Origin of the sequence: Eudoraea sp., assembly GCF_039969275.1 — a bacterium.
Classification (GTDB): domain Bacteria; phylum Bacteroidota; class Bacteroidia; order Flavobacteriales; family Flavobacteriaceae; genus Eudoraea.
In genome coordinates this window covers 48,682-75,354 of record NZ_JBDVOC010000015.1, presented here as the reverse complement: position 1 = coordinate 75,354, position 26,673 = coordinate 48,682, and the positions used below count along the sequence as shown (strand labels likewise).

Sequence of the window (26,673 nt, the reverse complement as noted above, 5' to 3'; positions counted from 1 at the left end):
AATAACGCAGTCACTACCAAAATGGTATTTATTTTTCGATGAACGGAACAAGCATCTTATTTATTCAATTAATGTAGATGTTTTAGTAAGGATATCCGTACCTAAATATTTATCATCTTTATTGTAGTACCATGCCCTTGTTTTTGGAATTTTAATCCCGTTAATATCTTCCAGACCACTAAGAATTATGTATTCACCATCATTTTTTTCTTCATCGTGGTAAAACTGATAGACTTCGAGGGCATAAGTTGCCGGATCAAAATAGAAATACCAGGTGTCTTTCCCTACAGCTTCGTCATAGGTTACCTTAATCACTTCATAGATTTTGCCTTTAAATGTTTTCCGGTATACTTTTGGATCTAACAAGGTTCCCGGGTTTTTTAATTTCATTGGAAGTCCGTATAAATAGGTGTAATAGTTCTTCATAGTCTGGCCACGTTCACATGTTAATCTGTGTTTTTTAGTTTCATCCTCGGATATGGTTTCAGAACCATTAAGTAACAGTTTGCAATTTCCCTTATTTATTATTTGCTCTGTAATTATGTTGTCTTTTTTAGCGACTAATTTAAAATATTGTTGAGGCAGATCAATGGTTATCTCACTTAACCTATCGCTGCTATTAGGGGTCTCCATAGTAATGAAAAGTTGCCCTTTAAAATTATCCCAATTTCCTTGTGGATCGTGATAGGCAATCGCTTTGTTAAGCAGTTGATTAGGAGCAAGATCCTGCCCAAATTGAATAGTTGTACTCAAAGTGCACAATAACACTAAGAAAGCTTTTGTCATGATTTATTATTTTCTTATTACAAAGAATTACAATATCTTAAATTTAACTAGAATTAACTATTAGTTTACTTAAATTTAAAAAATAGACAAGCTGTAGATATATGGAATTTGGTTTTACAGATATTTTACAATTGATCGGCTCCCTGGGGTTATTCCTCTTTGGGATGAAAGTAATGAGCGATGCCTTGTTAAGGCTGGCCGGGAATAAAATGCGGTCTATTCTTGCAGCCATGACTTCTAACAGGTTTTTAGGTATAGCAACCGGGTTTCTCATTACATCTGTAATACAATCTTCCTCCGCCACTACGCTTATGGTGGTAAGCTTTTCAAATGCTTCTTTACTAACCTTGCCTGAGGCCATAAGTGTAATTATGGGAGCCAATATAGGTACTACCATTACGGCATGGTTGATAACACTCCTGGGTTTTAAGGTAAGCATGAGTGCCATAGCCCTCCCTTTAGTGGGTTTTGGGTTTTTATTTACGTTTTCAAAGAAAGAGAATACAAAAAATTGGGGAGGATTTATCATAGGATTTGCCATTTTGTTTATTGGATTACAGTTTTTAAAGGAAGCCATGCCTAATATTAATGATAATCCCCAAATCCTGGAATTTCTTTCAAGGTACACGAATGCGGGATTTTTGTCGGTAATTCTTTTTTTATTAATTGGCACCATTCTTACCCTCATCATCCAATCTTCCAGTGCTACAATGGCACTAACACTGATTATGACCGCACAGGGCTGGATCCCTTTTGAGATGGCAGCAGCCATGGTCTTGGGAGAGAATATTGGCACGACCATAACGGCAAATATTGCGGCAATTGTAGGCAATTACCAGGCAAAAAGAACGGCAAGGGCCCATTTTATATTTAATGTTTTGGGTGTAATCTGGATGCTGGCTTTGTTCTATCCATTTTTACAGTTAATAAGCTGGATGGTACAGAAATTGGGCTCTGCATCTCCATTTGTAAGTGCTGCGGCTGTACCAGTTGCTATTTCCTTATTCCATACGGTATTCAATGTTCTGAATACATTTTTATTGGTTTGGTTTATTAAACCCATTGCCCGATTGGTAGAAAAAATGGTTCCAGAGAAACTTGATCCGGAAAAGGCCATTGAAGAACCAAAATATTTGGATAGGAAAATGCTTCTTTATCCGGAAACTGCAATTGCCTCTCTTATTAAGGAAACCAAATACTTATATAAGAATGCCATTTTTGAAATCGTGGCACATGCGTTAAATATTCACCGGGAAGATATAATATCAGATGTTAAACCGAAAACTGTGGTCAAAAAATCTACGAAGGATTTTAAAACGGATGTACGGGCATTGTATTTGAGAAAAGTAAAAACTATTTATGGAGAAATAATAAAGTTTGCCGTACATGCCCAAAGTAACCTGAAATTAACTGATGCACAAAACAATCAAATTATGGAACTTAAAGTGGCTAATAGGAAAATGGTTGAAATAATTCGCGATGTGCTTGAATTGGGAAATAATGTTTCCAAATATTTAGCTTCGGATAATAAAAACATCAAAAAAGTGTATAATACGTTCCGGCAAAAGGTTGTTAAAGTATTACGGGTTATCTATTTATTCCGTACGGAAAAAGAAAAAGAGAAATATCATCAAAAGCTACTTGAGTTAAGACGACAAGCGAAAGAGAATATACATAAAAGCAATCTGGAAATTGACAGGCTAATTAGAAAAGACTTAATAACAACAGATATGGCTTCTTCTCTTGTGAATGATACTGATAATCTGAACAGTCTTATAAAAGAACTTATCGAAGTTGCCGAAATACTCTATGGACATTCTGAAACGTCTTCAGACGAGACCAAGGATACAGACAAAAAAGAGAAGGACGCGTTAGTCCTAACATAGGAAAATGCACCAAAAATTGGATTCGAGAGGACAATTAAAAGCTGCATTTTTTGATTTATATTCGATTGCTAGTCTGCCTCGGCAAAATCCACACTACGATCGTACATCTCATAATATAATTCGAGCAGATTAATAGTGGCCGTCATCAAATCTTTCGTTTCTAAAAGCAATGAAAAATATAAGGTGGTGTTTTTGGGACTGGATTCTTCAGATCGGGTTCTTTGCACTTGTTTTTCAACTTTAAGAGAAACAATTTTATATAATTCTTCCTTTCTGTCTAATATTTGTCCTATTTCTTCAAAAGAACGATTGTCAAATGCCTTTTTGGAACGGCCAAGAAGCGAATCCAGTTCATGATTTATTTCAGTGAGTTCTTTAACCTGATTGTACTTTAATTTTTTGTGATTATTGTTTACATGTTTATGGGTTATTTTTGTAATGTATTCAAGAGATTGTGCAATATCTGTTAAATAGCCCAAAATATTTATATAAAAATTACTTGCCTCTATACTACTCTCATCAAGTTTTTTGATGAAGTAAAATAAATTATCTCGTAAGTCATCTATTTCTGAAGATAATTTAACCACATTTTTCTTATTCTTTTTTAAGATGTCCAGGTTTTGTTTGGCCAAACCATCTATACTATTTCTGTATAGTTTACTGCTTCTTTTTAGAACGTTAGAAATATTTTGAGCACTTTCTTCAATTACACCCTGTATGGAACTGCTTTCTGATCTTATCAATCTGTCTTCAGCGCGAATTGCTTTAGCTTTTCTTTTATAGGAAATGTAGTTTCTAGCCAATAATAATATAGCGACGAATAATAATACCGCAATTGCAGCTCCTTTACCAAAACTAATAATCGCCAGGATTGTGCCAGCAGCCAGGAATGCAATAATGGCTGTTGCAAACCAACCACCGATCACATTCAATACCCCTGCTACCCTGTAAACTGCACTTTCGCTACCCCATGCACGATCTGCAAGCGAGGTTCCCATAGCTACCATAAAGGTTACATAGGTAGTAGATAAGGGTAATTTATAGGAAGTGGCAATTGAAATCAGGATTCCTGCAACCATAAGATTTACAGCAGCTCTAACCATATCAAAAGCGGCATATTCATGTATTTTCCCTTTTGACAGGGCAAGAGTACGTTTTTTAAATTGCTTGTTAATTCTTTCAAGCAGGGAATTTGGCAATACCGTTTCCGTATATCTGGATGCTAATATGGTAAACCTTACTAGACCTCTCGACAAATTATTAGGTTTAAACCGTTCTCTGGCTTCTCCCTCTCTTGCGAGATTAATCTCAGTATCTGCCACATATCGGGCTTTTTTTGAAAACCATAGCGTGACGACCATTATCATACCTGAAATAAAAAGTAATACTGTAGGTGTAGGAACTTTTGAGGCTAATACTTCCATACTAAATTCAGTTGCAGCTGCTCCGGAAGCTGTCCATGCTTCATAAGACTGATATGCAGCAATAGGTACACCTATAAAGTTTACAAGATCATTACCTGCAAAAGCCAGCGCCAATGCGAATGTTCCAACACCAATAATCAATTTGTAAATATTTATTTTCGCCAACTTTATCAAAATATAAGATAAAAAGGACCAGAAAATAAAACTCACAACTATAATTGAGAACACCTGATTTTCAAGGAATTCTGAAATTTTGACTCCCCCGATAAGATCAAAGGTTTGACCGGCATAAGGAGTTCCTTTAATACCTTTCATGAATATGAAATACGTAATCGCAGATAAAGCTACCCCACCAAATATTGCACCAACCCACTTGGATTTTTTTTCAAAATCAAATGACAACAAAAGACGTGAAACCCACTGGACTAAGGCCCCTATTGAAAATGCGACCACAACAGATAACAATATTCCCATAATTATCTGAAAGGCTTTAGATGTATTAATGTAATTTACGATATCTGAAAAACTTCCGCCGTCTGCACCTATTTTTATCATAGACATGGCTACCGCAGCACCTAACAATTCAAATACAATAGAAACCGTAGTGGATGTAGGCATCCCCAGTGTATTAAAGAAATCCAATAACAGGATATCCGTTATCATAACGGCCATGAAAATGAACATAATCTCATTAAAGTAGAACTCTCCAGGGTTAAAAATTCCCTTCCTGGCAACTTCCATCATCCCACTTGAAAATATCGCTCCACAGGCAATACCCAAACTTGCTACAATCATAATAGTTCTAAAGGAGATGGCCTTGGAACCAATAGCTGAATTTAAAAAGTTTACGGCATCGTTACTTACACCAACTACCAAATCTGCAATGGCCAAAGCTGCCAAGGCAATTATCATTATTAAGTAAATATTATCCATAATATTCGAGAAATATTAATTCGTAAATATCTAAAGTAAGATTTTTTAACGTGTTATCTAAAGGTTATTATTTATATCAAAAATGGAATTCCAACTGTAATCTTCCCAATACCGAATCCACTCCGCCCCGTTCTGAAAGGTAACTAAAATCTGACTGCACTTTTAATTTATGACCTACGATATACTTTGAAAGTCCTAATGTATATTGATCTACAAGATTCCTGCCTGTGATTTCCTGATCAAAATTAATATCTGAATATCTTGCGGCTATCTCCCAATTCTTGGGTAATAGATAACCTGCCTGTAGGTTTACTCCATTTCCAACCCTAACAACATCGCCCGTCTCGGTGCCGTCAGAGTTTTTAGCTATAGGATCTTTTGCGTCTCTGTTAGCATATTCTCCCATAAACGAGAATCCTTTGTATTTGAACATTGCATCTACAAATAAGGTACTTATAGTTGTTTTATAAAACCCAACATCATTTTGCATAAATATTCCCTGATTACTTCTGGTTTTAACAGCACGATCATTAATATCATAAGTTACCCCGACCATCAATTTAGGAGTCTGTTCCCTTTCAAGATCGGCCCCTACATAATCTCCTTTGTTTTTGAAATTGCCTAATGGCAGGAATTCCAGCCTTCCGGTATATTGTAAACCACCATAATTGCCAAGTACTACATTCCTTCCTTCTCCCTGTGAGATAGCAAGTTTTTCTCGCATTAGAAAAGTATCCGATAAATTATGATGATGTCTTATCTGTATGCCCAAATCACGATCAATATTAAAACCCGCATTCAAAAGTGACCTGTTTACCAATTGCAAATTTCCTGAGGATATTACACGTTCTACATTGCCAGGGAGTTTGGTAAGGCCAGCCCAGAATTCGAAATTTCGATAAAAATTCCACTTAATAACTACGTCGCGAAGAATAAGAGTTTCAACCTCATTATTTTCTGTGAGGCCCGCAACATCTCTGTTGGATAAACTCAATTCTATTTTATATTTAAGTCTAGGACTTAACATAAATCCATCCAATTTTACACGTGCTCTGCGTATAGAAAAACTTCCTTGGGAATCTGTCAGACCGTCTGGCCCTTTAATTAAAGATACTCTGGTTAAAATTTGAGCTCGGGCACCAACTTTCATACTCCAGGTGCTGTCCTTACCTACTAAATTTAAAATACCCTTACCAAAGATAGGTGCATTGGTTTCTTGTGATATTGCCGTAAAAAACATGAATACAATAAACGTAAAGGATAGTAACTTTGATTTCATTTCTTATTAGTTTTTGTCGCTTACAAAGAACTTACATCACTGTTAATCAAATGTTAACTCAACATTAAATTAGGGTATAAAAAAAATGCCTTGGCCAAAGGCAGTTGTTAGGGTTCATAAATCAATGAAAAATTGAATATTTAGGTGCTTAATCGCCTATAAAAAACTGTATCTTTCCAGCCTAATTTAAGACTTATGAACTGGGAACAACTTCTCTCTTTAAGGCGTTTTGGCGATACTCATAAAAGGCTTAGATATGAGCAAAACGAGACCCGTTTAGGATTTGAGGTTGATTATGACAGGGTGATTTTTTCCAGCGCTTTCAGGAGTCTCCAAGACAAGACTCAGGTAATTCCCCTTTCAAAGACAGATTTTGTCCATACCCGCTTAACACATAGTCTTGAAGTTTCGGTAGTAGGCCGAAGCCTTGGAAGGATTGCCGGTGAAAAAATATTAAAAAACCATCCATCCTTAAAAGATGAGCTCGGATATAAATTTGGAGATTTTGGGGCAATAGTAGCTGCGGCAGCCCTGGCTCATGATATTGGGAATCCACCATTTGGTCATAGTGGAGAAAAGGCGATAGGAGAATTCTTTAAACATGGCAAAGGTAAAAAGTACGAATCGGTTTTATCACCGAAGGAGTACCAGGATATTATTGATTTTGAAGGCAATGCAAATGGTTTTAAGCTACTCACCGAATCACGGGAGGGGGTCCTTGGCGGACTCCGATTGAGTTATGCCACTTTAGGGGCCTTTATGAAATATCCAAAGGAATCTTTACCGAAAAAACCAACTACTCATATTGCAGATAAAAAATTTGGGTTTTTTCAGTCAGAAAAGGAGTTCTTTAAAGAGGTGGCCGAGGAATTGGGACTTCATCGTACAAGTGAAGGGGCTGACATTGCCTATTCAAGACATCCACTGACTTATTTGGTTGAAGCCGCCGATGATATTTGTTATACGATAATTGATTTTGAAGATGGGATTAACCTGGGATTGATCTCGGAAGAGTATGCTTTGGAGTATTTGATAAAACTTGTTAAAGACACGATTAACACCAAAAAGTATAATTCATTGACTATTATGGCCGACAGGCTCAGCTATCTGAGGGCATTAGCTATTAATACCCTGATAAGTGATGCGGTATCCATTTTTATTGAAAGCGAGGAAGCTATTCTCGAAGGGGACTTTGATATCGCCCTGCTGGATCGTAGCCATTACAAGGCTCAGATTGAAGATATAATTCAGTTAAGTATAAATAAAATATATCGTTCCCCGGGAGTGATAGAAAAGGAAATTGCAGGATATAAGATCATCTCTGATATTTTGGAGGTTTATACCGGAGCTCTGGTCAGACAGAAAGAAGGAAAGCCCACCAACTATGATAAGCTACTAATAGAAACCTTGCCACATGCCTACAGAAATACTGAAGGCTCCTTCTATTCGGTTTTGTTAAATGCATGTTGTTATGTGGCTAGTCTCTCGGATGGTGCAGCAGTGCACATACATAATAAAATAAGCGGGAAACAACTTTAAAAATTATAGGCTAATCCAATTGCCAAAACCTGTCTGAACTGGATTTTGGGGACTCCCGGGTCAATTATATTGCCAGTGTCTGAAATTACCTGGTCAAAACGAATATCATCATCATAAATAACATGGGTTCCCAAATTAGCTTCAAACAAACTGTTCACCTTAAATGTAAAATTCAATTCCCAATCGACATCAATGTTCCCAAAACGCCTGATATAATCTGTGAATAGACCTAGACGATGCTTCATAATTATATTGGTTGTTATCTCTTTCTCCCAGGTATTCGTAACCAGGACCCCGAATTCAATAAACTTTTTATTACCTTCTCTTATGATATTCCCTTCTGAATCATATTCTGCTCTTCTAACTCCAAAAGCGCCCTGATTGGCAAGTGTTTGGTCTAGAACGAAAGTTGATTTAAACGTTGTCGGAGATAAATATAGGATAAAATTTTTACCGTCAGGAACGAAGGAAGGGCCTCCTCCAAAGTATAAATAACCCGGAGCCATAAATCTGGAGATGGGATTGTCTGTGTCCGGGTAATTAAAACCGTCTGCAAATTGGGTATTAAATCTCGTATTTATTGTATAATACCATTTGTTTAAGGTATCCTTCCGATAGCCAAAAGTAGAGGTAAGCCTGATAACATCCTCCGTTTTCCTTACCTCCCTGCCTTCCTGAGCATTAATACCAAATTTGAGGATTAACTCATTATTCCATTTTATGTGCCTAAATTTGTAGTTTCTTACAAATTCCAAACTAGTTGTACCGGAAACTGCATTTTCACCACCTGCATTCCAATTAACAAAAGCCACTTGATTTATATTTAATCCCAATTCATTTTTCTTTGTCCAAAAGGAAGGGATTTTGAAGGGTTTATAGGGTTCAAGTAGTACTTTGGTCTGATTAAAGGAAATAACAGGATTAATAAAACGCACCCCTCTGGGCACAGCCTTAACTTTGTATTGGGTGGCCCTAATGACAATGGTATCAATTTTTGTGGTATCAATGGCTGTTTGCGCGGGAATGCTGTCCTGAAGGTATGCATAAGAGGAGTATAACAACAACCCAAATAAAACTAATCTTCTTGTCATACTATAATTCCAATAATTCTTTGATACATTTTTTAATCGACAAGGCATCAATATGTGACTTTATATGTAGTTGATCTACTGTGCCGTGTTCAATGAAAACATCATCTATTCCAAAGACTGAAATAGGAAGGGGGTTATTTAAAGAATTTCCAAATTCTACTACGGCACTGCCAAATCCTCCTATTTTACAACCATCTTCTACTGTTATGATATGTTCATAGGTATCAAAAATAAAACGCAATAATTTCTCATCCAGGGGCTTAACAAACCGCATATTATAGTGGCCAATTTTTCCCGGCATATTCAGGCCCTTAATAAGCGTGGAAATTGTGTTCCCGATGTGTCCTATGGATAGTACTGCAATCTTATTTCCTTTTATCAACTCTTCTCCGACACCGATTTTCATTTTTTGAAAAGGTTGTTTCCAATGATTTGTTGTTGCACGTCCCCTTGGATAGCGAATAGCAATAGGTCCGGAAAGACCTTTTTGAACGGTATACATTATATTGCGGAGTTCCGGCTCATTCAATGGTGAAAAGATAATGAGATTTGGGATACAGCGTAAATAGGCCAGATCATAAACTCCATGATGAGTAGCACCATCTTGTCCGACTAATCCCGATCTGTCCAGAAAGAAGGCCACCGGAAGATTCTGTAAAGCTACATCGTGAATTACCTGATCGTAAGCCCTTTGTAAAAATGTAGAATAAATGGCGCAAAATGGCAGTAATCCTTCAGCAGCCATTCCTGCGGCCATAGTAACCGCATGTTGCTCAGCGATACCAACATCAAAAGCTCTTTCCGGAATCTGCTCCATCATAAACTTTAAAGAACTCCCGGTGGGCATTGCAGGTGTTATACCAATAATTTTATCATTTTTTAAAGCCAGTTCAACAAGTGTCTGACCAAATACGTCCTGGTATTTAGGAGGGTGATCTTCGGCCTGAGTTGTTATTAAATCACCTGTTTGATTATTGAATTTTCCGGGAGCATGATAGGTAACCTGATTTTCTTCTGCTTTTTTTAAACCCTTTCCTTTGGTGGTAATAACATGAAGTAATTTAGGGCCTTTTACTGTTTTCAATCGTTCTAACTCTTTTATCAAGATATTGAAGTCATGACCATCAATGGGCCCGGTGTAATCAAAGTTCAGGCATTCAAAAATATTTTCATCTTTTGCTGTGCCCTTTTTTACATTGGTCAGATATTTTTTAAGAGCACCTACACTAGGGTCGATACCAATAGCATTGTCATTAAGTACAATAAGGACATTAGTATCTGTAACCCCGGCATGATTTAATCCTTCAAATGCCATCCCGCTTGCAATAGACGCATCACCAATAACAGCAATATGTTGTCTTTTATCATCTCCATTTAATTTTGATGCAATCGCCATTCCAAGAATTGCAGAGATTGAGGTAGAACTGTGACCGGTACCAAACGGATCATACTCACTTTCACTTCTGCTAGGAAACCCACTTATTCCCCCCAGTTGCCTGTTAGTATCAAAGACCTCTTTGCGTCCAGTGATGATTTTGTGACCATATGCCTGGTGACCAACATCCCAAATTAGTTTGTCAGAAGGCGTATTGAATACATAGTGAATAGCCAGTGTTAATTCAACTACACCCAGACTTGCTCCCAAATGCCCTTCTTTGACAGCTACTATATCTATAATAAATTCCCTTAATTCCTTTGCAAGAAGAGGTAATTCACTCGCTTTTAATTTGCGAAGATCAGAAGGATAATTAATTGTATTCAATAGTTTCATACGAAGTAGCAAATGTACTATAATTCATTTTTTGTAATAATCACATCTATTCATAATATTGCAGTATTATGGCAATTGATATTAAATTTGATGATGCTTATTTTATGAAAAGGGCATTGCAGGAGGCAGAAACAGCTTTTGAGAAGGATGAAGTTCCTATTGGGGCGGTAATTGTGGTACAGGATAGAATAATTGCCCGTGCACATAATTTGACAGAACAACTTAATGATGTAACCGCGCACGCAGAAATGCAGGCAATTACCGCTGCCGCTAACTTTTTAGGAGGCAAATATTTACATGATTGTACCTTATATGTAACTCTGGAACCATGTCAAATGTGTGCTGGCGCACTTTTTTGGAGTCAAATTCCAAAGATTGTATTTGGAGCTTATGATCCTCAAAGGGGTTTTTCTGCTTTAGGAGGGCAATTACATCCAAAAGCTACTATCTCAGGGGGTATTTTAGAAGAGGAATGTTCAGAAATTTTAAAACAATTTTTTATTCAGAAACGCGGTTTAAATTAGGGTCAAAAAAAATCCCTGATATATCATCAGGGATTGTAATAATTCAAAATAAAATATTGTTATCCGATTACTTGCACTTGTGCCGCAACCATGCCCTTTCTTCCTTCTTCTTCTTCGTATTCTACTTTGTCGCCTTCGTTTAATTCCACTCCGTTCAATGCTGTGGCATGAACAAAGATGTCCTTCCCGGTGTCGTCGTTGGTAATGAACCCGTATCCCTTGGATTCATTGAAAAATTTTACAGTTCCTGTCATTAAAATAAGTATTAAAATAAAAAAATTACCATACGAAAGTATGATTTTTTGGGCAGACCTCTTTAAAGAAAAGGTAAAATTCGACCAAATTTATTGATTTTCAGACTTTTTAGGACCTTTACCTTGCATTTTCCGAATATTTTCTTCTGTAAGCATATAGTCCTTTACTTTTCTATTTTTACTCTCCTTTATAAGAAATAGGGGCATTGCTATTAAAAAAAGCCCTACAGTACCAAATCCAATATATTTATTGGCTACCTGAGAATGTTCTTCTTCCAGAGAAAAACCATATATTATTGCTCCCAGTGACGCTAGAACGATTAAAAATACGATGTGTTTGAGTTTAATTGGCATCTTCCTGAGTAAAATTAATCAACTTCCTTCTATAAGCAGTTAACAACTTGGATTTGGAGATGAAACCTAAATATTTGTCATCTTTTATTACCGGAAGGTTCCAGGCACTACTATCCTGAAATTTCCGCATTACTTCGCGCATTGAATCTGTTTCATAAAAGATTAATTCAGGGGCGTTGTGCATAATGGATTCAACCTTTATTTTCTCATAGATGGAGGTGTCAAACATAAATTCCCGAATGTCATCCAATGAAACTATACCAACAAGAGCATCATTTGCATCAATAACTGGAAATATATTTCGTGTAGATTTTGCAACTGTCTGATAAACCAATTCACCAAGAGTCATTTCCTGTCTAATGGTCTTAAAATCCTGTTCTATAATCTCATCGAGATGCATTAAAGTAAGTACGGCTTGATCTTTATTATGCGTGATAAGAGCACCTTGTTTGGCCAATTCACGCGTATAAATGGTATAATCAATTGCATTTTTAGTTAGAAGAAAGGAAATTGCGGAAGTAATCATCAGCGGCACAAAAAGTTCGTAACCACCTGTTATTTCAGCAATTAAGAAGATAGCGGTTAAAGGTGCGTGTAGCACTCCGGCTATAAGCCCGGCCATACCAATTAGAGTAAAGTTGCTTTCATTCACATAAAGCCCAAATCCCAAATTATTGATGACCTTAGCTACCACATTTCCCAAAGCACTTCCCATGACCATAGTGGGAATAAATATACCTCCCGAACCTCCTGCAGCAAAAGTTGTGGTCATTGCAACAGCTTTGAAAATTGTAATCCCGAAAAGAAGGGCTATTACTACCCAGATATTATTGGTGTAGTTGTCAAAAGGTGTTTTACCCAGTGCGGCTATATGTTCTCCGTCCAAAAGATTATTAATAAAACCAAACCCTTCACCATAAAGCGGAGGAATAAAATAGAGCATAATACCAATGGCCAATCCACCAACTAAAAGTTTATATTTTGGACTCTTGAATCTTTCAAAAAAGGCAAGTATGGCAAAATACATTTTTGTAAAATAAATAGAGGAAATAGCCGTACCTACTCCCAAAAAAATATAGAAAAAAGTGTCTTTTATTTCAAATTTTTCTGTTATAGAAAAACTAAACAAAGATTCATCACCAAGAAAGAAATAGGAAGTAAGAACCCCTGAAATAGAGGCTAACAATAGGGGAAGCATAGAGATCATAGTTAGGTCTAGACTAAAAACTTCTACGGCAAAAATAATGGCTGCTATCGGGGATTGGAAAATAGAGGAAATAGCTCCGGCTGAGGCACAGGCAATAAGAAGAGATCTTGTTTTGGCATTAATATGTAATAATCTGGCAACATTAGAGCTTATTGCCGCTCCTGAAGCGACGGCAGGGCCTAAAAGCCCAACAGAACCCCCAAAACCAACCGTTAAAGGGGCAGTTACCAAAGGCAAAAATATTTTCTTTGCACTAATTATCCCTTTCTTTTTTGACAAAGCAAAAAGAACAGATGAAATAGCGTGCTCCAACTTTTCCTTATGAACAAATTTTACGTACAGATAAACCAGAGTAAGGCCAATAATTGGGGTTACAAAATATAATTGGTTGTTGGAAAAGACTATACCTGTTTCTAAAAGAGACTCTAAAAAGTAGGTTATGTTTTTAAGTGTAACCGCAGCAAGCCCGGCTAAAAACCCAACAACAACGCTCATTAGCTGGGTAAAGGTTTTATTGGAGATATGTTTGTACCTCCATTTAAGAAACCTGGTAAATAAGATTGTGATTCGGTTGGGCATTATTTGATTATACGTTTAAAGGTATTAAAAATGCCGCTTTTATATGAGTTTGGAATTAAGATTGAATATCTAATTTTAAATTCAGTTCCTTCAATTGTGCTTCATCAATAAATGCAGGCGCATCAATCATGACATCCCTTCCGCTATTATTTTTTGGAAATGCAATAAAATCTCTTATAGTTTCTTGACCTCCAAGAATGGCCACTAGCCTGTCTAGTCCAAACGCAATTCCTCCATGTGGAGGAGCGCCATATTGAAAAGCATCCATTAAAAATCCAAACTGGGCCTTTGCCTCTTCCTTTGTAAAACCAAGATGCCTGAACATGGTTGACTGGATTTCTTTGTTGTGTATTCTGATTGATCCACCTCCAATTTCATTTCCATTTAATACCAAATCATATGCATTAGCTCTTACCGCAGCCGGATCCGTTTCCAGCAATTCTAACTGTCCTGGTTTGGGAGAAGTAAATGGGTGATGCATTGCGTGGTAGTTACCTGTTTCATCATCTAATTCCAGTAATGGAAAATCGACAACCCATAACGGAGCAAATTCTTTTGGATTTCTAAGTCCCAGACGTTCTGCCATTTCCATTCGTAAAATACTTAATTGAGTTCTGGTTTCGGTTATGTTTCCAGAAAGAATACAAATAAGATCCCCTGCTTTAGCCCCTGTTATTTTGGCCCATGCAGATAGGTCTTCCTGCCCATAAAATTTGTCAACAGACGATTTATAACTACCATCCTCATTGCATTTTACATACACCATACCTTTTGCTCCCACCTGTGGCCGGCGCATCCAATCTATGAGTTGATCTATTTCTTTTCTCGAATAGGATGCGGCTCCGGGTACGGCAATTCCAACAACCAACTCAGAGGAATTAAATACATTAAAATCTTTGTGCTTGGCTACTTCGTTTAATTCGCCAAATTCCATACCAAAACGGATGTCCGGTTTGTCATTGCCAAATCTTTTCATCGCTTCGTCATAAGTCAGCCTGGGGAATTCCCCTGTCTCTACTCCGTTAATTTCAAGAAGCAGATGTCTGGCAAGTCCTTCAAAAGTCAGTAGTATATCATCCTGTTCTACAAAGGCCATTTCACAATCTATTTGTGTGAATTCTGGTTGTCGGTCAGCGCGCAAATCTTCATCTCTAAAGCATTTTACTATCTGAAAATATTTATCCAACCCACCTACCATTAGTAGTTGTTTAAAGGTCTGAGGAGATTGTGGCAAGGCATAGAATTGTCCTTCATTCATCCTGCTTGGAACTACAAAATCGCGTGCCCCTTCCGGAGTTGATTTTATTAAATAAGGAGTTTCCACTTCGATAAACCCTTGTTTGGAAAGATAATTTCTCACTTCGATCGTAACTTTACTACGAAAAATTAGATTTTCTTTGACCGGATTTCTTCGAATATCCAGATAGCGATATTTCATTCTCAGGTCCTCACCTCCATCAGTTTTGTCTTCAATTGTAAATGGAGGTAATAAGGATTCGTTTAATACCTGAAGTTTTGTAACCAATATTTCAATTTCTCCTGTAGGGATATTGGAATTTTTAGAAGATCGTTCAATTACAGTACCCTGTACCTGTAATACAAATTCGCGACCTAAAACCCTGGCTTTTTCTAATATTTCAGGATCACTTCGCTCTTCATCAAATACCAGTTGGGTAATGCCATATCGATCCCGTAGATCTGCCCAGACCACAAACCCTTTGTCTCTTGTTTTTTGCACCCAACCAGACAAAGTGACTTCCTTATTTATGTGTGATGATCTTAATTCACCACAAGTATGACTTCTATACATTTTAAGTGCCTTGTATTACAGCCGCAAATGTAAGAAGATATGCTTGCACCCCCATATCATTAGGTCGTGTTTTCTGGTATATTATGCATTTTTCTAAAGATAGGTTTGTTAAAAAAAACTTAAAAAAAATTTTATAAACACCTTTTCTTTACTACCTTGAAAGAATAATAGCTAATACTAAACACCACTGAACATGAAAAAAACTCTACTTAAAAAGGTATTTCTGTGGCTTTTTCTTGCGCTGCCGTTTTTGGCGTTTTCGCAGGCAACTGTCCGTGGATATATCCAGGATGAATTGGATGGTACTCCCTTACCAGGGGTAAACGTTGTAATAAAAGGTACCACAACAGGAACTACGAGCGATTTTGATGGGAATTATGAAATTACTGTCAACAATTTTCCGGCAACCTTGGTTTTTTCCTCTTTGGGGTTCGAAACCAGAGAAATTAGGATAACGGATGCAACAACACTGAATGTCACTTTAGCAGAATCAGCTACTGGTCTGGACGAGGTAGTTATTACCGGTTTAGCAACCTCAGTAAAACGAGAAAATTTGGCGAATGCCGTTTCCACAGTTTCCACGCAGGAATTGGTGGGCACAACAAGCCAGTCTACGGTAGACGGGGCCTTATATGGCAAAGTGCCAGGGGTGAATATTACAGCATCCTCCGGAGCTCCCGGTGGTGGATTTGCCTTAAGGCTTAGGGGTGTTTCTTCTATCAATGGAAACAACCAGCCTCTTATTATAGTTGACGGTGTTTACTATAACAATGTGGAGGTGCCCTCCGGTTTAAGGTTTGCCTCAGGTGCAAACAGGGAGAATGAAGAAAATTCCAGCAACCGTTTAGCAGATCTGGATCCAAACGATATTCAGAACGTCGAAGTTTTAAAAGGATCTTCTGCCGCTGCAATCTATGGACAAAGAGGAAATGCCGGGGTAATCATAATTACTACAAAACGAGGTAAAAGTGGGAAAACAAAAATAAGTTTTAGCCAGGATTTAGGCAGCAATAAAATTGCTAATCCTCTGGGAATAAGACCCTGGACCGGAGATTCTGTGGAAGCGACATTTGATGCCGGCGAAAGGGCCAAATTTGACGCAACAATTGCCGAACGGGGCAGCCTTTATAATTTTGAAGACATTATCTATGGTGAAACAGGTTTTATTACAGAAACAAGGTTGAATGCGACAGGGGGAAATGAAAAAACCAAGTTCTATGTAGGAGGTGCTTATAGAGACGAGGATGGTATTATCAAAAATACCGGCTTTGACCGTCTTTCACTTCGTACAAATTTAGAACACAGAATTTCTGATGTTTTTGATTTTACCACTACTACCAATTTCACCAGAAGTAATTCCAGTCGAAGTTTTACCGGTAATGAAAACGAAGGCGGACTTAGTTATGGTTATACTTTGGCGTTCACCCGGCCATGGAATAATTTGTTTCCTGATGCCAATGGTAACTATCCAAATAATCCCAATTATCCGGGGAATCCAATTTTTGTAAGAGACAATGCAAGAAATGATGATACTAACAATCGCATAGTTCAGGGACTGGCCTTAAATACTAATATTTTAACGACCGATGTAAACCGTGTAAAATTAGTTTTAAGCGGTGGATTTGATTATTTGGCTAACGAGACTAATGTTTATGTCCCCGAAACACATCAGGCTCAAATTGGTGGTCAAGGTGGTTTTGTCGCTGTAGGTAAGAATAACTTTACACAATTTAATACACAAGCCATTGCCGTATGGGATCATGATGCTATGGGAGGGGACTTAGGTTTAACTTCTCAGGCAGGTTTAACGTATCTGAGCCAGGAGTCTAATTTGGTTAATAGCAGAGGCTCACTGCTTGCAGCGGGTCAAACAAGTGTGGATCAATCCGTCAACCAGGTTATAGATCAGAATAGGACAGAAGAGGAAGACTTCGGTTTCTTTGCCCAGGTGGAAGGAAATTATAAGGATCAGTTTATTGCCACTTTGGGATATCGTATGGATAAATCAAGCAGGAACGGGGATCCAAATAAATTCTATGGCTTTCCAAAAGCGTCTTTGGCCGTAAACTTTAATAATTTTGATTTTTGGGGCGTTGAGGATATAAGTCAATTAAAGCTTAGAATTGCTTATGGAGAAACTGGTAATCCGGCAGGTTTTGGAGCCACTTTTACCAGTTTTGGAGCAAATAATATTGGCGGTAATATTGGACAATCTGTTGGAATCTCTGGTGAGGGTTTAGCAGCTAAGGGGGACCCGGATGTTGAACCGGAAACCGCTAAGGAAATTGAAATGGGATTTGATCTAGGCCTGTTCCAAAATCGTATTACTTTTGAGGCCACATATTACAATAAACAAGTTAAGGATTTAATTCTTACCAGAGCACTCCCTGCCTCAACAGGATTTACTCAGGAAACCACGAACCTGGCGGATCTTAGGAATAAAGGGGTAGAATTGGGCTTAAAATGGGATGTACTGAGCAATCAGAACGTTAGATGGAATACAGGGGTGCTATTTTATCTAAACCGATCTGAAATTACTCGTTTAGATGTGCCAGCCTTTCCCCAGCCTGGGGCAGGTTTTGGACTTGGTTTAGGAACCTTCTTTATAGAAGAAGGAAAACCGGTAACCCAATTGGTTGGAAATATTGATGGTGTTCAAACACAAGTTGGAAATGTTGAGCCAGATTTTCAGATGGCATTCAGTAACAACCTGACATTGTTTAAACAGTTTGATGTATTGTTTCTTCTTCAATGGAAACAAGGTGGTGAGAATCTCAACCTTTCTACTTTCCTGACAGATTTGGGAGGCGTGACCCCGGATTTGGAAACTGCTGAAGGTCAGGCGCGATTAGCCACACCTGCTAATGCATTGCGATTTGTAGAACCGGCAGGTTATGTACGCTTGAGGGAAGCCGCAATCTATTATAGATTGCCAACTCAAACTGTGAACAATATTTTTGGTGAAACCGTGGAGGGGGTAAAATTTGGGTTCTCAGGCAGAAATATTTTTACCATAACAGATTATAGTAGTTATGATCCTGAAGTGTCCGTTAATGGTGGTGCCGGACTTTCCAGTGGAATAGAGGTAACTCCCTTTCCCAGTTCAAGGCAATTCTACTTTCACCTGAATGTTAACTTTTAAAAAATTGACGATGAAAAATATTATCAAAAAGATAACTACGTTAGCATGGACCTTTTCTATTTTAGTAATAGTATACTCATGCACAATAGATGAAGTACAAGATCCTGACGGACCGAGTGTCAGTGGAGTACAACAAAATGCTTCAAAAGGACAATTGAACGAACTGGTAGTAGGAATAGAATCTACTATCAGGAATGGGTTGGGAACAGAAGTAACTGCCAGTGGTACTATGGCGCGTGAATTGTATTTATTTGATGCCGATCCCCGAAATACAGGAGATCTTTTGGGAAAAGACGGTATCCCCTTAGACAACAATTCATTTTACAGTACGCAACAATGGAATGGTAATTACCGTGCCACAAAGAATGCGAATTTATTGATAGAAGCTGCCTCTAATACCGAATTTGTTACAGACGCAGAATCTAATGGATATATTGGGTTTGCAAAAACAATGCAGGCCTATGAATTAATCCAGATTTTAAAATCCTATGACAGGGCCAGATTAGATGTAGCCGACCCCGATAATCTAGGCCCAATATTAGATTTTAACGAGGCATTAGCACAAATCCGTGCTTTGTTAGACGAGGCCCAGGGAAATCTTTCAAGTACAGGCGGTAGTTTTGCCTTTCCATTAAGTAGTGGTTTTAGCGGATTTGATACTCCGGCTACTTTTACTCAATTTAACAGAGCGGTAGCCGCTTTGGCTGCTGTATATGCTGGTGATGGGACATCTGCATTAACCGCACTTACCGGGTCTTATTTTGATCTTGGCGGTGCTTTAGATCTGGGTCCCAACCATATTTTTGGCTTGGGTGGGGGAGACCAGGCAAATCCTGTGTTCAGGGTTCCATCTACCCCAGAAAATGTGAACAACGGGGATCAGATTATTGTACATGATAGTTGGATTAATGAAGCTGAAGCAGGGGATACCCGTGTAGCATCCAAGGCTGCACCCCGACCAGATCCCAGCACCCAGGATGGGCTTACAGGAACACATGAAACGCGTTTATATGCTACTAATGTATCAGATGTTGAAATCCTTCGGAACGAGGAGTTGATACTGCTATATGCAGAAGCAAGCATTTTGGCAAATAATCTGCAGGATGCTGAAGACGCTTTAAATACGATTCGTACTTCTGCATCTCTCCCAAATTATGCGGGAGCACAAACAGCTGATGCTCTAACTACAGAACTATTGAATCAAAGAAGATATTCATTGTGGTCTGAAAACCATAGAATGTTCGATCTTAGACGTTACGGATTGTCCAGCACTTTGCCTATAGATAGGGCAGGAGATCAGGTATATAATGTTTTACCTGTACCACTTTCTGAAAATGAATAGTTGTTAGTTCAGATCGACTAAAGCATAAAACCCCGCATTTTGCGGGGTTTTTTATTGAAGAATACCCTATAAAGGTCTATGCAGCTATCTCTAAATCTTTCTTTTTTAAAGGTGTCTTTTTGGCTCCTCCTTTGAGTTTAATCTTAATTCTATAAACTATATTAAAAAGAACCGGTACTATTATTAGTGTAAGGAAGGTAGCTACAATTAGTCCAAAAATAACCGTCCACGCTAGAGGTCCCCAAAATATTACGTTATCTCCCCCTATGTAGATCTTAGGATCAAAGTTTGTAAATAACGAAAAGAAATCAATATTAAGGCCAATGGCTAAGGGAATTAACCCAAGAACTGTGGTAATTGCAGTGAGCAATACAGGCCGCATTCTGGCCTTCCCGCCTTTTACAATTAATTCTGTGACTTGATCTCTTGTTAATAATTCCTTATCTGTCATGCCCAGAGAAACCTTTTTTCGATCTATAAGTATTTGGGTATAATCTAAGAGAACAACGCCATTATTGACCACAATACCTGCTAAAGATATAATACCCATCATGGTCATCATTATTACAAAAGGCCAGCCCGTTATCATTAATCCGCCAAAAACGCCAATAAAACTCAGGAAAATAGCCGTCATTATAATGGTTGGTTTAGAGACGCCTCCGAATTGGAATACAAGAATTAACATTATTAAACCAAGTCCTGAAAAGAAGGCACCAACTAAAAAATTCATCTGTTTATTCTGCTCCTCAATCTGCCCGGTATAATCTATCTTTACATTGGCTGGAATTCCTGTATATTCTTCCATTTCCTTTTTTATCTCGGCTACAATTGCTCCGGCATCAGTAAATCCTGGTCTAAGTCCCGAATATAGTGTCACAACACGTTTTGTGTCCTTGTGTTTTATCGCACTAAAACTAGATGTATTTCTCTGAGATGCCACGGCCGAAACAGGAATTTCTTTTATCTGGCCTGTTGCCTGGTCCCTGAAAATTACATTCTGATTGAACAGAGCACTGGTATTATATCTAAGGTCTTTATTAAAGCGAACATTAATATCATAATCTTCACCACCTTCTTTATAAATACCGGCTTTGTCTCCAAAGAGTGAACGCCTTAACTGCATGCCAACCTGTCCTACGGACACGCCGAGTTCACCGGCTTTTGCCCTATCTACAGTTACCTGCATACTGGGTTTTCCGGTATTGACATCTATCTTTAACTCTTCTATTCCTTCAATATTTTTTGTATTGAGGAAATTTCGCATTTGCTCTGCGGTATTTATTAAAACATCATAATCCTTCCCTTCGATTTCAATATTTATCGGATAGCCCGATGGGGGAGCAACCTGGTCTTTTTCTACAGAAATGGCAATCCCGGGGTATATATCTTTTAAACCATCCTGAATCTCTTTGCGAAGTGCTTCTGTATCTCTGCCACCTCTGAACTTGTACTCTTTCATAGAAATGGTAATTTTACCCCTGTGGGGCATTTCTGCAGCTGAGCCCCCCTCAGTAAATGGGTTTTCAGCACCCTTTCCCACCTGCGAAACACTGGATGCCACCAGAAAATTATTTTCACCATCCATATATTTTGCATCATCGGCGATGGCATAAACTCTTTTTTCGATATTTTTTGTTATTTCATTGGTTTTTTCAATAGCCGTACCTTGAGGGTACTCTATATAAACATAAATCTCGTTAGGGGTGTTGTCCGGAAAAAATTCCACTTTTGTTCGACCGCTTCCAAGCGAGATGCCAAAAGCAATAAAGGCTGTTATCAACAACAACACCGTAAAACCAAAGTAAGTGTATACATTTCTTCCCTTTAGAGCACTCCTCAAACGATTCTCGTACCAATTTTCAAATCGGGATAAATATTTTTCCTGAAATTTTAAAGCGGCTTTTTTAAGTCCGTATTTGTAAAACCAGAATAATATTCCCACTACAATCATTAATGAACCCAATCCGCGCATGGTTCCACCGAAAATGAGAATAAAGAGCCCAAACCCGCCCAGAATAATACTAAGGCGTACAAGTTGCTTTAATGTAAGTTCTTTATCTCCGACCTCCATAAACTGGGACACCAGCATAGAGTTCATAAAAATGGCCACGAATAATGAAGAGCCAAGAACCACGGATAGTGTAATTGGGAAGAAGATCATAAACTCACCCATAATACCGGGCCAAAGCCCTAGTGGTACGAAGGCAGCAACTGTGGTGACAGTAGAAATAATTATGGGAAATGCTATTTCTCCAACACCTTTTTTGGCAGCTTCAGTACGAGACATTCCCTCTGCTTCCATGAGCCGGTAGACATTTTCAACAACCACAATACCGTTGTCCACCAACATTCCCAGTCCCATAATAAGTCCAAATAATATCATTGTATTCAGCGTATATCCCAAGGCCGACAGGACCATAAAAGACATGAACATAGACATAGGGATTGCAAAACCAACAAACAAGGCGTTGCGAAAACCTAAAAAGAACATTAAAACGGTGACCACCAATATGATCCCAAAAATTATATTGTTAACCAGGTCATCAACCTGATTTAAAGTTCGGCTCGAGGAATCATTGGCAATACTTACATCCAGGTCAGGAGGAAAATAGTTCTCTCTTGCATTCTTCACAATTCCTTTGATCTCCTCTGCGGCAGTGATTGCGTTTTTACCCGCACGTTTTTTAATATCAAGCATAACAACACTACTACCTCGTTCTCTGGCATAGGTGGTTTTCTCTTCTTCCTTGAATGAAACCACAGCAATATCCTTTAAATAAACAGCTGCATTTTTTTCCGATTTAACAACAAAGCTTTCAAGTTCACTTGGATCTTCAATTTCGCCTAAAATTCGAATTGTACGGCGCTGTCCACTGGTATTTAAATTCCCTGCAGACATGGTCATGTTCCCATTATTTATGGCTTGTATAACATCATCAAAACTAACCTTGGCCGCCATCATTTTATAAATATCAACAGCTACTTCTACTTCTTTTTCCTGAGCCCCCCTGATATCTACACCTTTAATCTCTGGTAAATCTTCTATTTCATCTTCGAGATACTCTCCAAATTCCTTTAATTTATCAACAGGATAATCCCCTTTCAGGTTGACATTCATAATAGGATATGATTCAGATATGTTAAGGTCAAAAACGTCAGGCTCTACTTTAGCTCCATTGAAAATAGGCCAGTCTTCTCCGGCCTTTTCACTATCAACTTCGTCCTTTACTTTTTGTTTAGCATTTTCAACAGAAATATCTTCATCAAATTCTACTACGATCATTGAATAATCTTCTTGTGAAGTAGATGTGATTTCCACCAGATTACTCACATTTTTTAGCCTGTCTTCCAGAGGATCCGTAAGCAGCCGCTCTATATCTTCTGCTGTATTTCCAGGGTAAACACTACTAATATAAATTTTGGTTTCTTTTACTTCAGGAAAATCTTCTCTCGGCATTGAAAAATAAGAAGACAATCCAATGAATAAAAAGATGCCAATCATTACGTAAATGACCGATGGGTTATCGATAGCCCAGGAAGACAATCTAAATTCCTTATTTGTGTTTTTATGTTGTTTGCTCATAAGACTATCGAATTATTTTTACTTGCTGGTTTTCCCTGACATTGCGTGCGCCTTCCAATATTACTTGTGAGCCAGGTGTAATTCCGGCTAATACTTCTACGAAGTCTCCCTGCGATTGACCTGTATTTATAATCTGTTTTTTTGCTATTGCCATGTCATTAGAATCAGCCTCTGTGGCGAGATAAACATATTGTTCCCCTTGGGCATTTTCAGAAATCACACTCTGTGGAATTAGAATCGCATTGTCACTACTGTAATTGTTTATCTGTACCCGAGCTGTAAGATTTGGCTTTATATTTCTCTTTTTATTAGGCACTGCTATTTCCACTCGAAAGGATCTGTTAGTTGGATTTATGAAATTACCAGTTTGCCGTATTACGGAAGTAATGCTGTCGCCCAGTACAGGGAAATAGACCTTTACCTCCTTGCCTACAGTTACTCCTTTTAAATAACTTTCTGGAACATCCACTTCAATATACATGTCCGAAAGGTTTACAATACGAAACACTGCTTGTCCACTACCAGGGGAAACAACGGTTCCCTGTTCCTGAATAACATCATCAATAATTCCCGAAAAAGGAGCTCTTACATTTGCCTTTGACAACTGACTTTGCGCTTGTTTAACAGAATTCTCAACTGCCAGATAATTTGTTTCAGCCTGCAGATATTGAATTTCAGATCCAATTTTTTGCTCCCAAAGTCTTTTTTGGCGTTCAAATGTAGTTTTAGCAAGTGCAGCCTGGGTTTTTAATTGTTCGAGTTGACTACTCATTCCACCGTCATCAATGGTAGCTAAAAGCTGACCTTTATTGACCTTTTGACCTTCTTTCACATATACCTTAAGCAAAGTTCCCGTCATTTCAGGATAGATCAATACGTTCTGTTTGGTCATGACATTCCCTTGCAGATCCAGATAATGTTGAAAAGCTTGCTCATCTGTTTTGAAGGTTGACACCAAGGCTAATTTTGAATTACTATCCTTCAAATTGATGACAGAATCCAGAAGTCTAAGTTCTGCGTTCAATATTTTTTGTTTTTCAGTTAGTTCTTGTTTTTTTAATTTAATTGCCTCTAAATCCCCCTCAGTTATCAAGGTTTCAACGGATTGGACAGTTCCATTTCCACATGCTGCGAAAACCATTGAAATAAGAAGTATTAAAAAAATATTTTTCATTTTATTTGAGTTTGTAAGTTGATGGTTTAATTGTTAAGAACGGTTTCCAATTCTGTTTTTCTATTGATAACTTCTACCATAGACTCCAGATAATCCTGCTGTGCGGTATAAAGTTGTATTTGTGCCTGTCTTAATTCAAAACTGGTAGCCAGGCCTTCAAAATATTTTGTTTGGTTTTTCTTTTCAATGCGCTCTGCAAGATTGAGATTGTTTTTGGTAGTTTCATAGTCCTCAATAGAGAAAATGTAGTCGCTTTTAGCCCGCTCAAGTTGAAGCCTTATCTGTTCTTCGGTTTCCGTCAGTTGCGTTTTTGCCTGGTCATAGGCAATTTTAGCTCTTTGGGTAGTTGCACTTCTATTGAGCGAACTGAAAATGGGAATTTTCAAATCGAAACCCAAAATAGATGATCCATACCATTGTTGTTCATTTCCAAAAAAACTAAAAGTATTGCTAAAAGCAGATGTTCCATAATTTACAAATGCATTAAGTGACGGCAAAGCTTTACTTTTCGCCAGCTTTAGTTCATAATACCTTTGTTCATTTAGGTTGGCGACTAACTTATAATCTACATTATTTTCCATAAAGAATTGTGAATCCAGGAGGTTAAAATCAATTTGTTTTAATACCAGATCATCCAGATTTTCAGTTAATTCCGTTTGGTTTTCAATAGGAAGCCCCATTATTAAATTCAACATTTGCAGGGTAATATCTTCAAATCGGATTGCATTTTTTAATGCGCTAATAATGGATGACAAGGTAATTTGTAATTGTTCAACACTTTCTTCATCTCCAAGGCCGTTTTCAAAGAGTTTTTCAGTTTCAAAGAGATTTTTGTCCAGGGTTGCCTTATTGTTCTCCAGGATAGCAACTGTTTCCTGGGCTAGCAAAACATTACCATATGCCTCTATGACAGCTTTCCTTATTTCCAGATCTGTTTTCTCCTTGTTGTTTTGACTATATCTAAGAAAGGCTTCGGTGGCCTGCACGCCTACAATATAAGAGCCATCAAATATTTGCTGACGAAGGGTGGCAGTGGCATTTACCTGATTTTGTTGTCCAAATACGACAGGGAGAAAAGATCCCGGTTCTCCCCCCACAAATTCACCGGGGATAAGTGATACTGGTTGTTTTAATTGATTTTGGTAGCTAATATCACCGTCAATTTGAGGTAAGCCGGTAGCAATAACCTCCCATTTTTGTTTTCGAGCATCTAATATCTCTCTATCAGCATTAATAACACTGTAGTTATATTCCAACGCATAAGTGATGGCCTCTTCCAATGAAAAGATATTGGGCCGTTCCTGGCAAAAAGACCAACTAACAGATATGAATGCTAAGAATGTTAAAAATTGAACTTTCATTTAATCCTGATTTGAGTTGATTATGTTGTTTAGTATTTTTCTTCCTTTAGGTGTGACAATTCCCCGGAGATGATATTCCAAATAGTCGTCCATGAGATTTACCACCGGAAATTTGGCCACGGGGAAAAGGCGACTATCCTTGATGCTGGAGACTCCTGAAAAGTAAATTCTTGCGACAAATTCTATGTTCAGATTATCCCTGTAAATCCCTTCATCAATACCTTTCTTCACATTATTTACAACACAATCATGCATCATATCAAATTGTTTATTTCGAAGGGTACTAAAAATTCTGGGATAGTATTTTTGAAGCTGATATTGAGGAGAGGTTTTCTCATCATTTAAATGCTGCATCACCAGTCTTTTAATCTCATAGAGCTCTTCAATTGGGTTCTTTTTAAGTAAACATATTTCATCAATTCCACAGGAAACTGAATCAAATACATGCATTGTACAGGCTTCCACCAACTTAGTTTTATTTTCAAAATTGGAATAAATGGTTTTTTTGGAAATACCCATTGCCTGAGCAAGGTCGTCCATAGTTACGCTCTTAAATCCAAGATTTAAAAAGAGATCCGTTGCTTTAGTTAATATTTTTTCTTTCATAATCAGGGTCAAATATATATATAGGAAA

18 protein-coding genes are annotated in these 26,673 nt (G+C 37.9%); 5 read left to right on the top strand and 13 right to left on the bottom strand.

The window, feature by feature from the left end:
- Positions 1-60: 60 nt before the first annotated feature.
- A complete protein-coding gene (locus ABJH90_RS14370; protein ID WP_348140526.1) occupies positions 61-786 on the bottom strand; it encodes a DUF6503 family protein in 726 nt (241 codons plus the stop codon).
- A 101-nt stretch (positions 787-887) separates the two neighbouring features.
- On the opposite strand from ABJH90_RS14370, the gene ABJH90_RS14365 reads away from it, so the two are divergent.
- Positions 888-2,672, top strand: coding sequence for a Na/Pi cotransporter family protein (locus ABJH90_RS14365; RefSeq protein WP_348140524.1), 1,785 nt, complete (start codon positions 888-890; stop codon positions 2,670-2,672).
- Positions 2,673-2,740: 68 nt separating this feature from the next.
- On the opposite strand, the gene ABJH90_RS14360 is transcribed toward ABJH90_RS14365, so the two are convergent.
- Together ABJH90_RS14360 and ABJH90_RS14355 are read right to left on the bottom strand one after the other, a co-directional pair.
- Positions 2,741-5,029, bottom strand: a complete 2,289-nt coding sequence (locus tag ABJH90_RS14360) for an inorganic phosphate transporter (RefSeq protein WP_348140522.1) — start codon at positions 5,027-5,029, stop codon at positions 2,741-2,743.
- Positions 5,030-5,105: 76 nt separating this feature from the next.
- Positions 5,106-6,308 carry a porin gene (locus ABJH90_RS14355; protein ID WP_348140520.1) on the bottom strand — a complete coding sequence of 401 codons (1,203 nt, stop codon included), beginning with the start codon at positions 6,306-6,308 and terminating at the stop codon, positions 5,106-5,108.
- Positions 6,309-6,503: 195 nt separating this feature from the next.
- Between ABJH90_RS14355 and dgt the strand changes: the two genes are divergently transcribed.
- Positions 6,504-7,847: a dGTP triphosphohydrolase gene (gene dgt / locus ABJH90_RS14350; RefSeq protein ID WP_348140518.1), complete on the top strand. Its 1,344-nt coding sequence runs from the start codon at positions 6,504-6,506 to the stop codon at positions 7,845-7,847.
- Here dgt and ABJH90_RS14345 read toward each other — a convergent pair.
- Together ABJH90_RS14345 and ABJH90_RS14340 are read right to left on the bottom strand one after the other, a co-directional pair.
- Positions 7,844-8,938: a DUF3078 domain-containing protein gene (locus tag ABJH90_RS14345; protein ID WP_348140516.1), complete on the bottom strand. Its 1,095-nt coding sequence runs from the start codon at positions 8,936-8,938 to the stop codon at positions 7,844-7,846. The two genes, dgt and ABJH90_RS14345, sit on opposite strands and share 4 nt — an antisense overlap.
- Before the next feature lies 1 nt (position 8,939).
- Positions 8,940-10,709, bottom strand: a complete 1,770-nt coding sequence (locus ABJH90_RS14340; protein WP_348140514.1) for a 1-deoxy-D-xylulose-5-phosphate synthase — start codon at positions 10,707-10,709, stop codon at positions 8,940-8,942.
- 74 nt (positions 10,710-10,783) lie between these two features.
- Between ABJH90_RS14340 and ABJH90_RS14335 the strand changes: the two genes are divergently transcribed.
- Positions 10,784-11,233 carry a nucleoside deaminase gene (locus ABJH90_RS14335; RefSeq protein WP_348140996.1) on the top strand — a complete coding sequence of 150 codons (450 nt, stop codon included), beginning with the start codon at positions 10,784-10,786 and terminating at the stop codon, positions 11,231-11,233.
- Positions 11,234-11,292: 59 nt separating this feature from the next.
- Here the strand turns inward: ABJH90_RS14335 and ABJH90_RS14330 are convergent, their stop codons facing one another.
- The 4 genes from ABJH90_RS14330 to aspS all read right to left on the bottom strand — a co-directional run bounded on the left by ABJH90_RS14330 (position 11,293) and on the right by aspS (position 15,437).
- Complete coding sequence (locus tag ABJH90_RS14330; protein ID WP_299159973.1) at positions 11,293-11,487, bottom strand: cold-shock protein; 195 nt, start codon at positions 11,485-11,487, stop codon at positions 11,293-11,295.
- Positions 11,488-11,577: 90 nt separating this feature from the next.
- On the bottom strand, positions 11,578-11,841 hold the full coding sequence (locus ABJH90_RS14325; protein WP_348140512.1) for a hypothetical protein: 264 nt from the start codon (positions 11,839-11,841) through the stop codon (positions 11,578-11,580).
- Entirely contained in the window at positions 11,831-13,627 is a 1,797-nt protein-coding gene (locus ABJH90_RS14320; protein ID WP_348140510.1) for a chloride channel protein, read from the bottom strand. Before ABJH90_RS14320 ends, ABJH90_RS14325 begins: the two co-directional genes overlap by 11 nt.
- A 55-nt stretch (positions 13,628-13,682) precedes the next feature.
- Positions 13,683-15,437: an aspartate--tRNA ligase gene (gene aspS, locus ABJH90_RS14315; protein WP_348140508.1), complete on the bottom strand. Its 1,755-nt coding sequence runs from the start codon at positions 15,435-15,437 to the stop codon at positions 13,683-13,685.
- Between the two features lie 193 nt (positions 15,438-15,630).
- On the opposite strand from aspS, the gene ABJH90_RS14310 reads away from it, so the two are divergent.
- Positions 15,631-18,579 carry a SusC/RagA family TonB-linked outer membrane protein gene (locus ABJH90_RS14310; protein ID WP_348140505.1) on the top strand — a complete coding sequence of 983 codons (2,949 nt, stop codon included), beginning with the start codon at positions 15,631-15,633 and terminating at the stop codon, positions 18,577-18,579.
- 10 nt (positions 18,580-18,589) lie between these two features.
- Positions 18,590-19,921, top strand: coding sequence for a RagB/SusD family nutrient uptake outer membrane protein (locus tag ABJH90_RS14305; RefSeq protein ID WP_348140503.1), 1,332 nt, complete (start codon positions 18,590-18,592; stop codon positions 19,919-19,921).
- A 76-nt stretch (positions 19,922-19,997) separates the two neighbouring features.
- On the opposite strand, the gene ABJH90_RS14300 is transcribed toward ABJH90_RS14305, so the two are convergent.
- The 4 genes from ABJH90_RS14300 to ABJH90_RS14285 are packed head-to-tail and all read right to left on the bottom strand — an operon-like array spanning position 19,998 to position 26,645.
- Complete coding sequence (locus ABJH90_RS14300) at positions 19,998-23,504, bottom strand: efflux RND transporter permease subunit (RefSeq protein WP_348140501.1); 3,507 nt, start codon at positions 23,502-23,504, stop codon at positions 19,998-20,000.
- A 4-nt stretch (positions 23,505-23,508) separates the two neighbouring features.
- Entirely contained in the window at positions 23,509-24,678 is a 1,170-nt protein-coding gene (locus ABJH90_RS14295) for an efflux RND transporter periplasmic adaptor subunit (RefSeq protein WP_348140499.1), read from the bottom strand.
- 26 nt (positions 24,679-24,704) lie between these two features.
- On the bottom strand, positions 24,705-26,039 hold the full coding sequence (locus ABJH90_RS14290; protein ID WP_348140497.1) for a TolC family protein: 1,335 nt from the start codon (positions 26,037-26,039) through the stop codon (positions 24,705-24,707).
- A complete protein-coding gene (locus tag ABJH90_RS14285; protein ID WP_348140495.1) occupies positions 26,040-26,645 on the bottom strand; it encodes a TetR/AcrR family transcriptional regulator in 606 nt (201 codons plus the stop codon).
- Positions 26,646-26,673 lie beyond the last annotated feature (28 nt).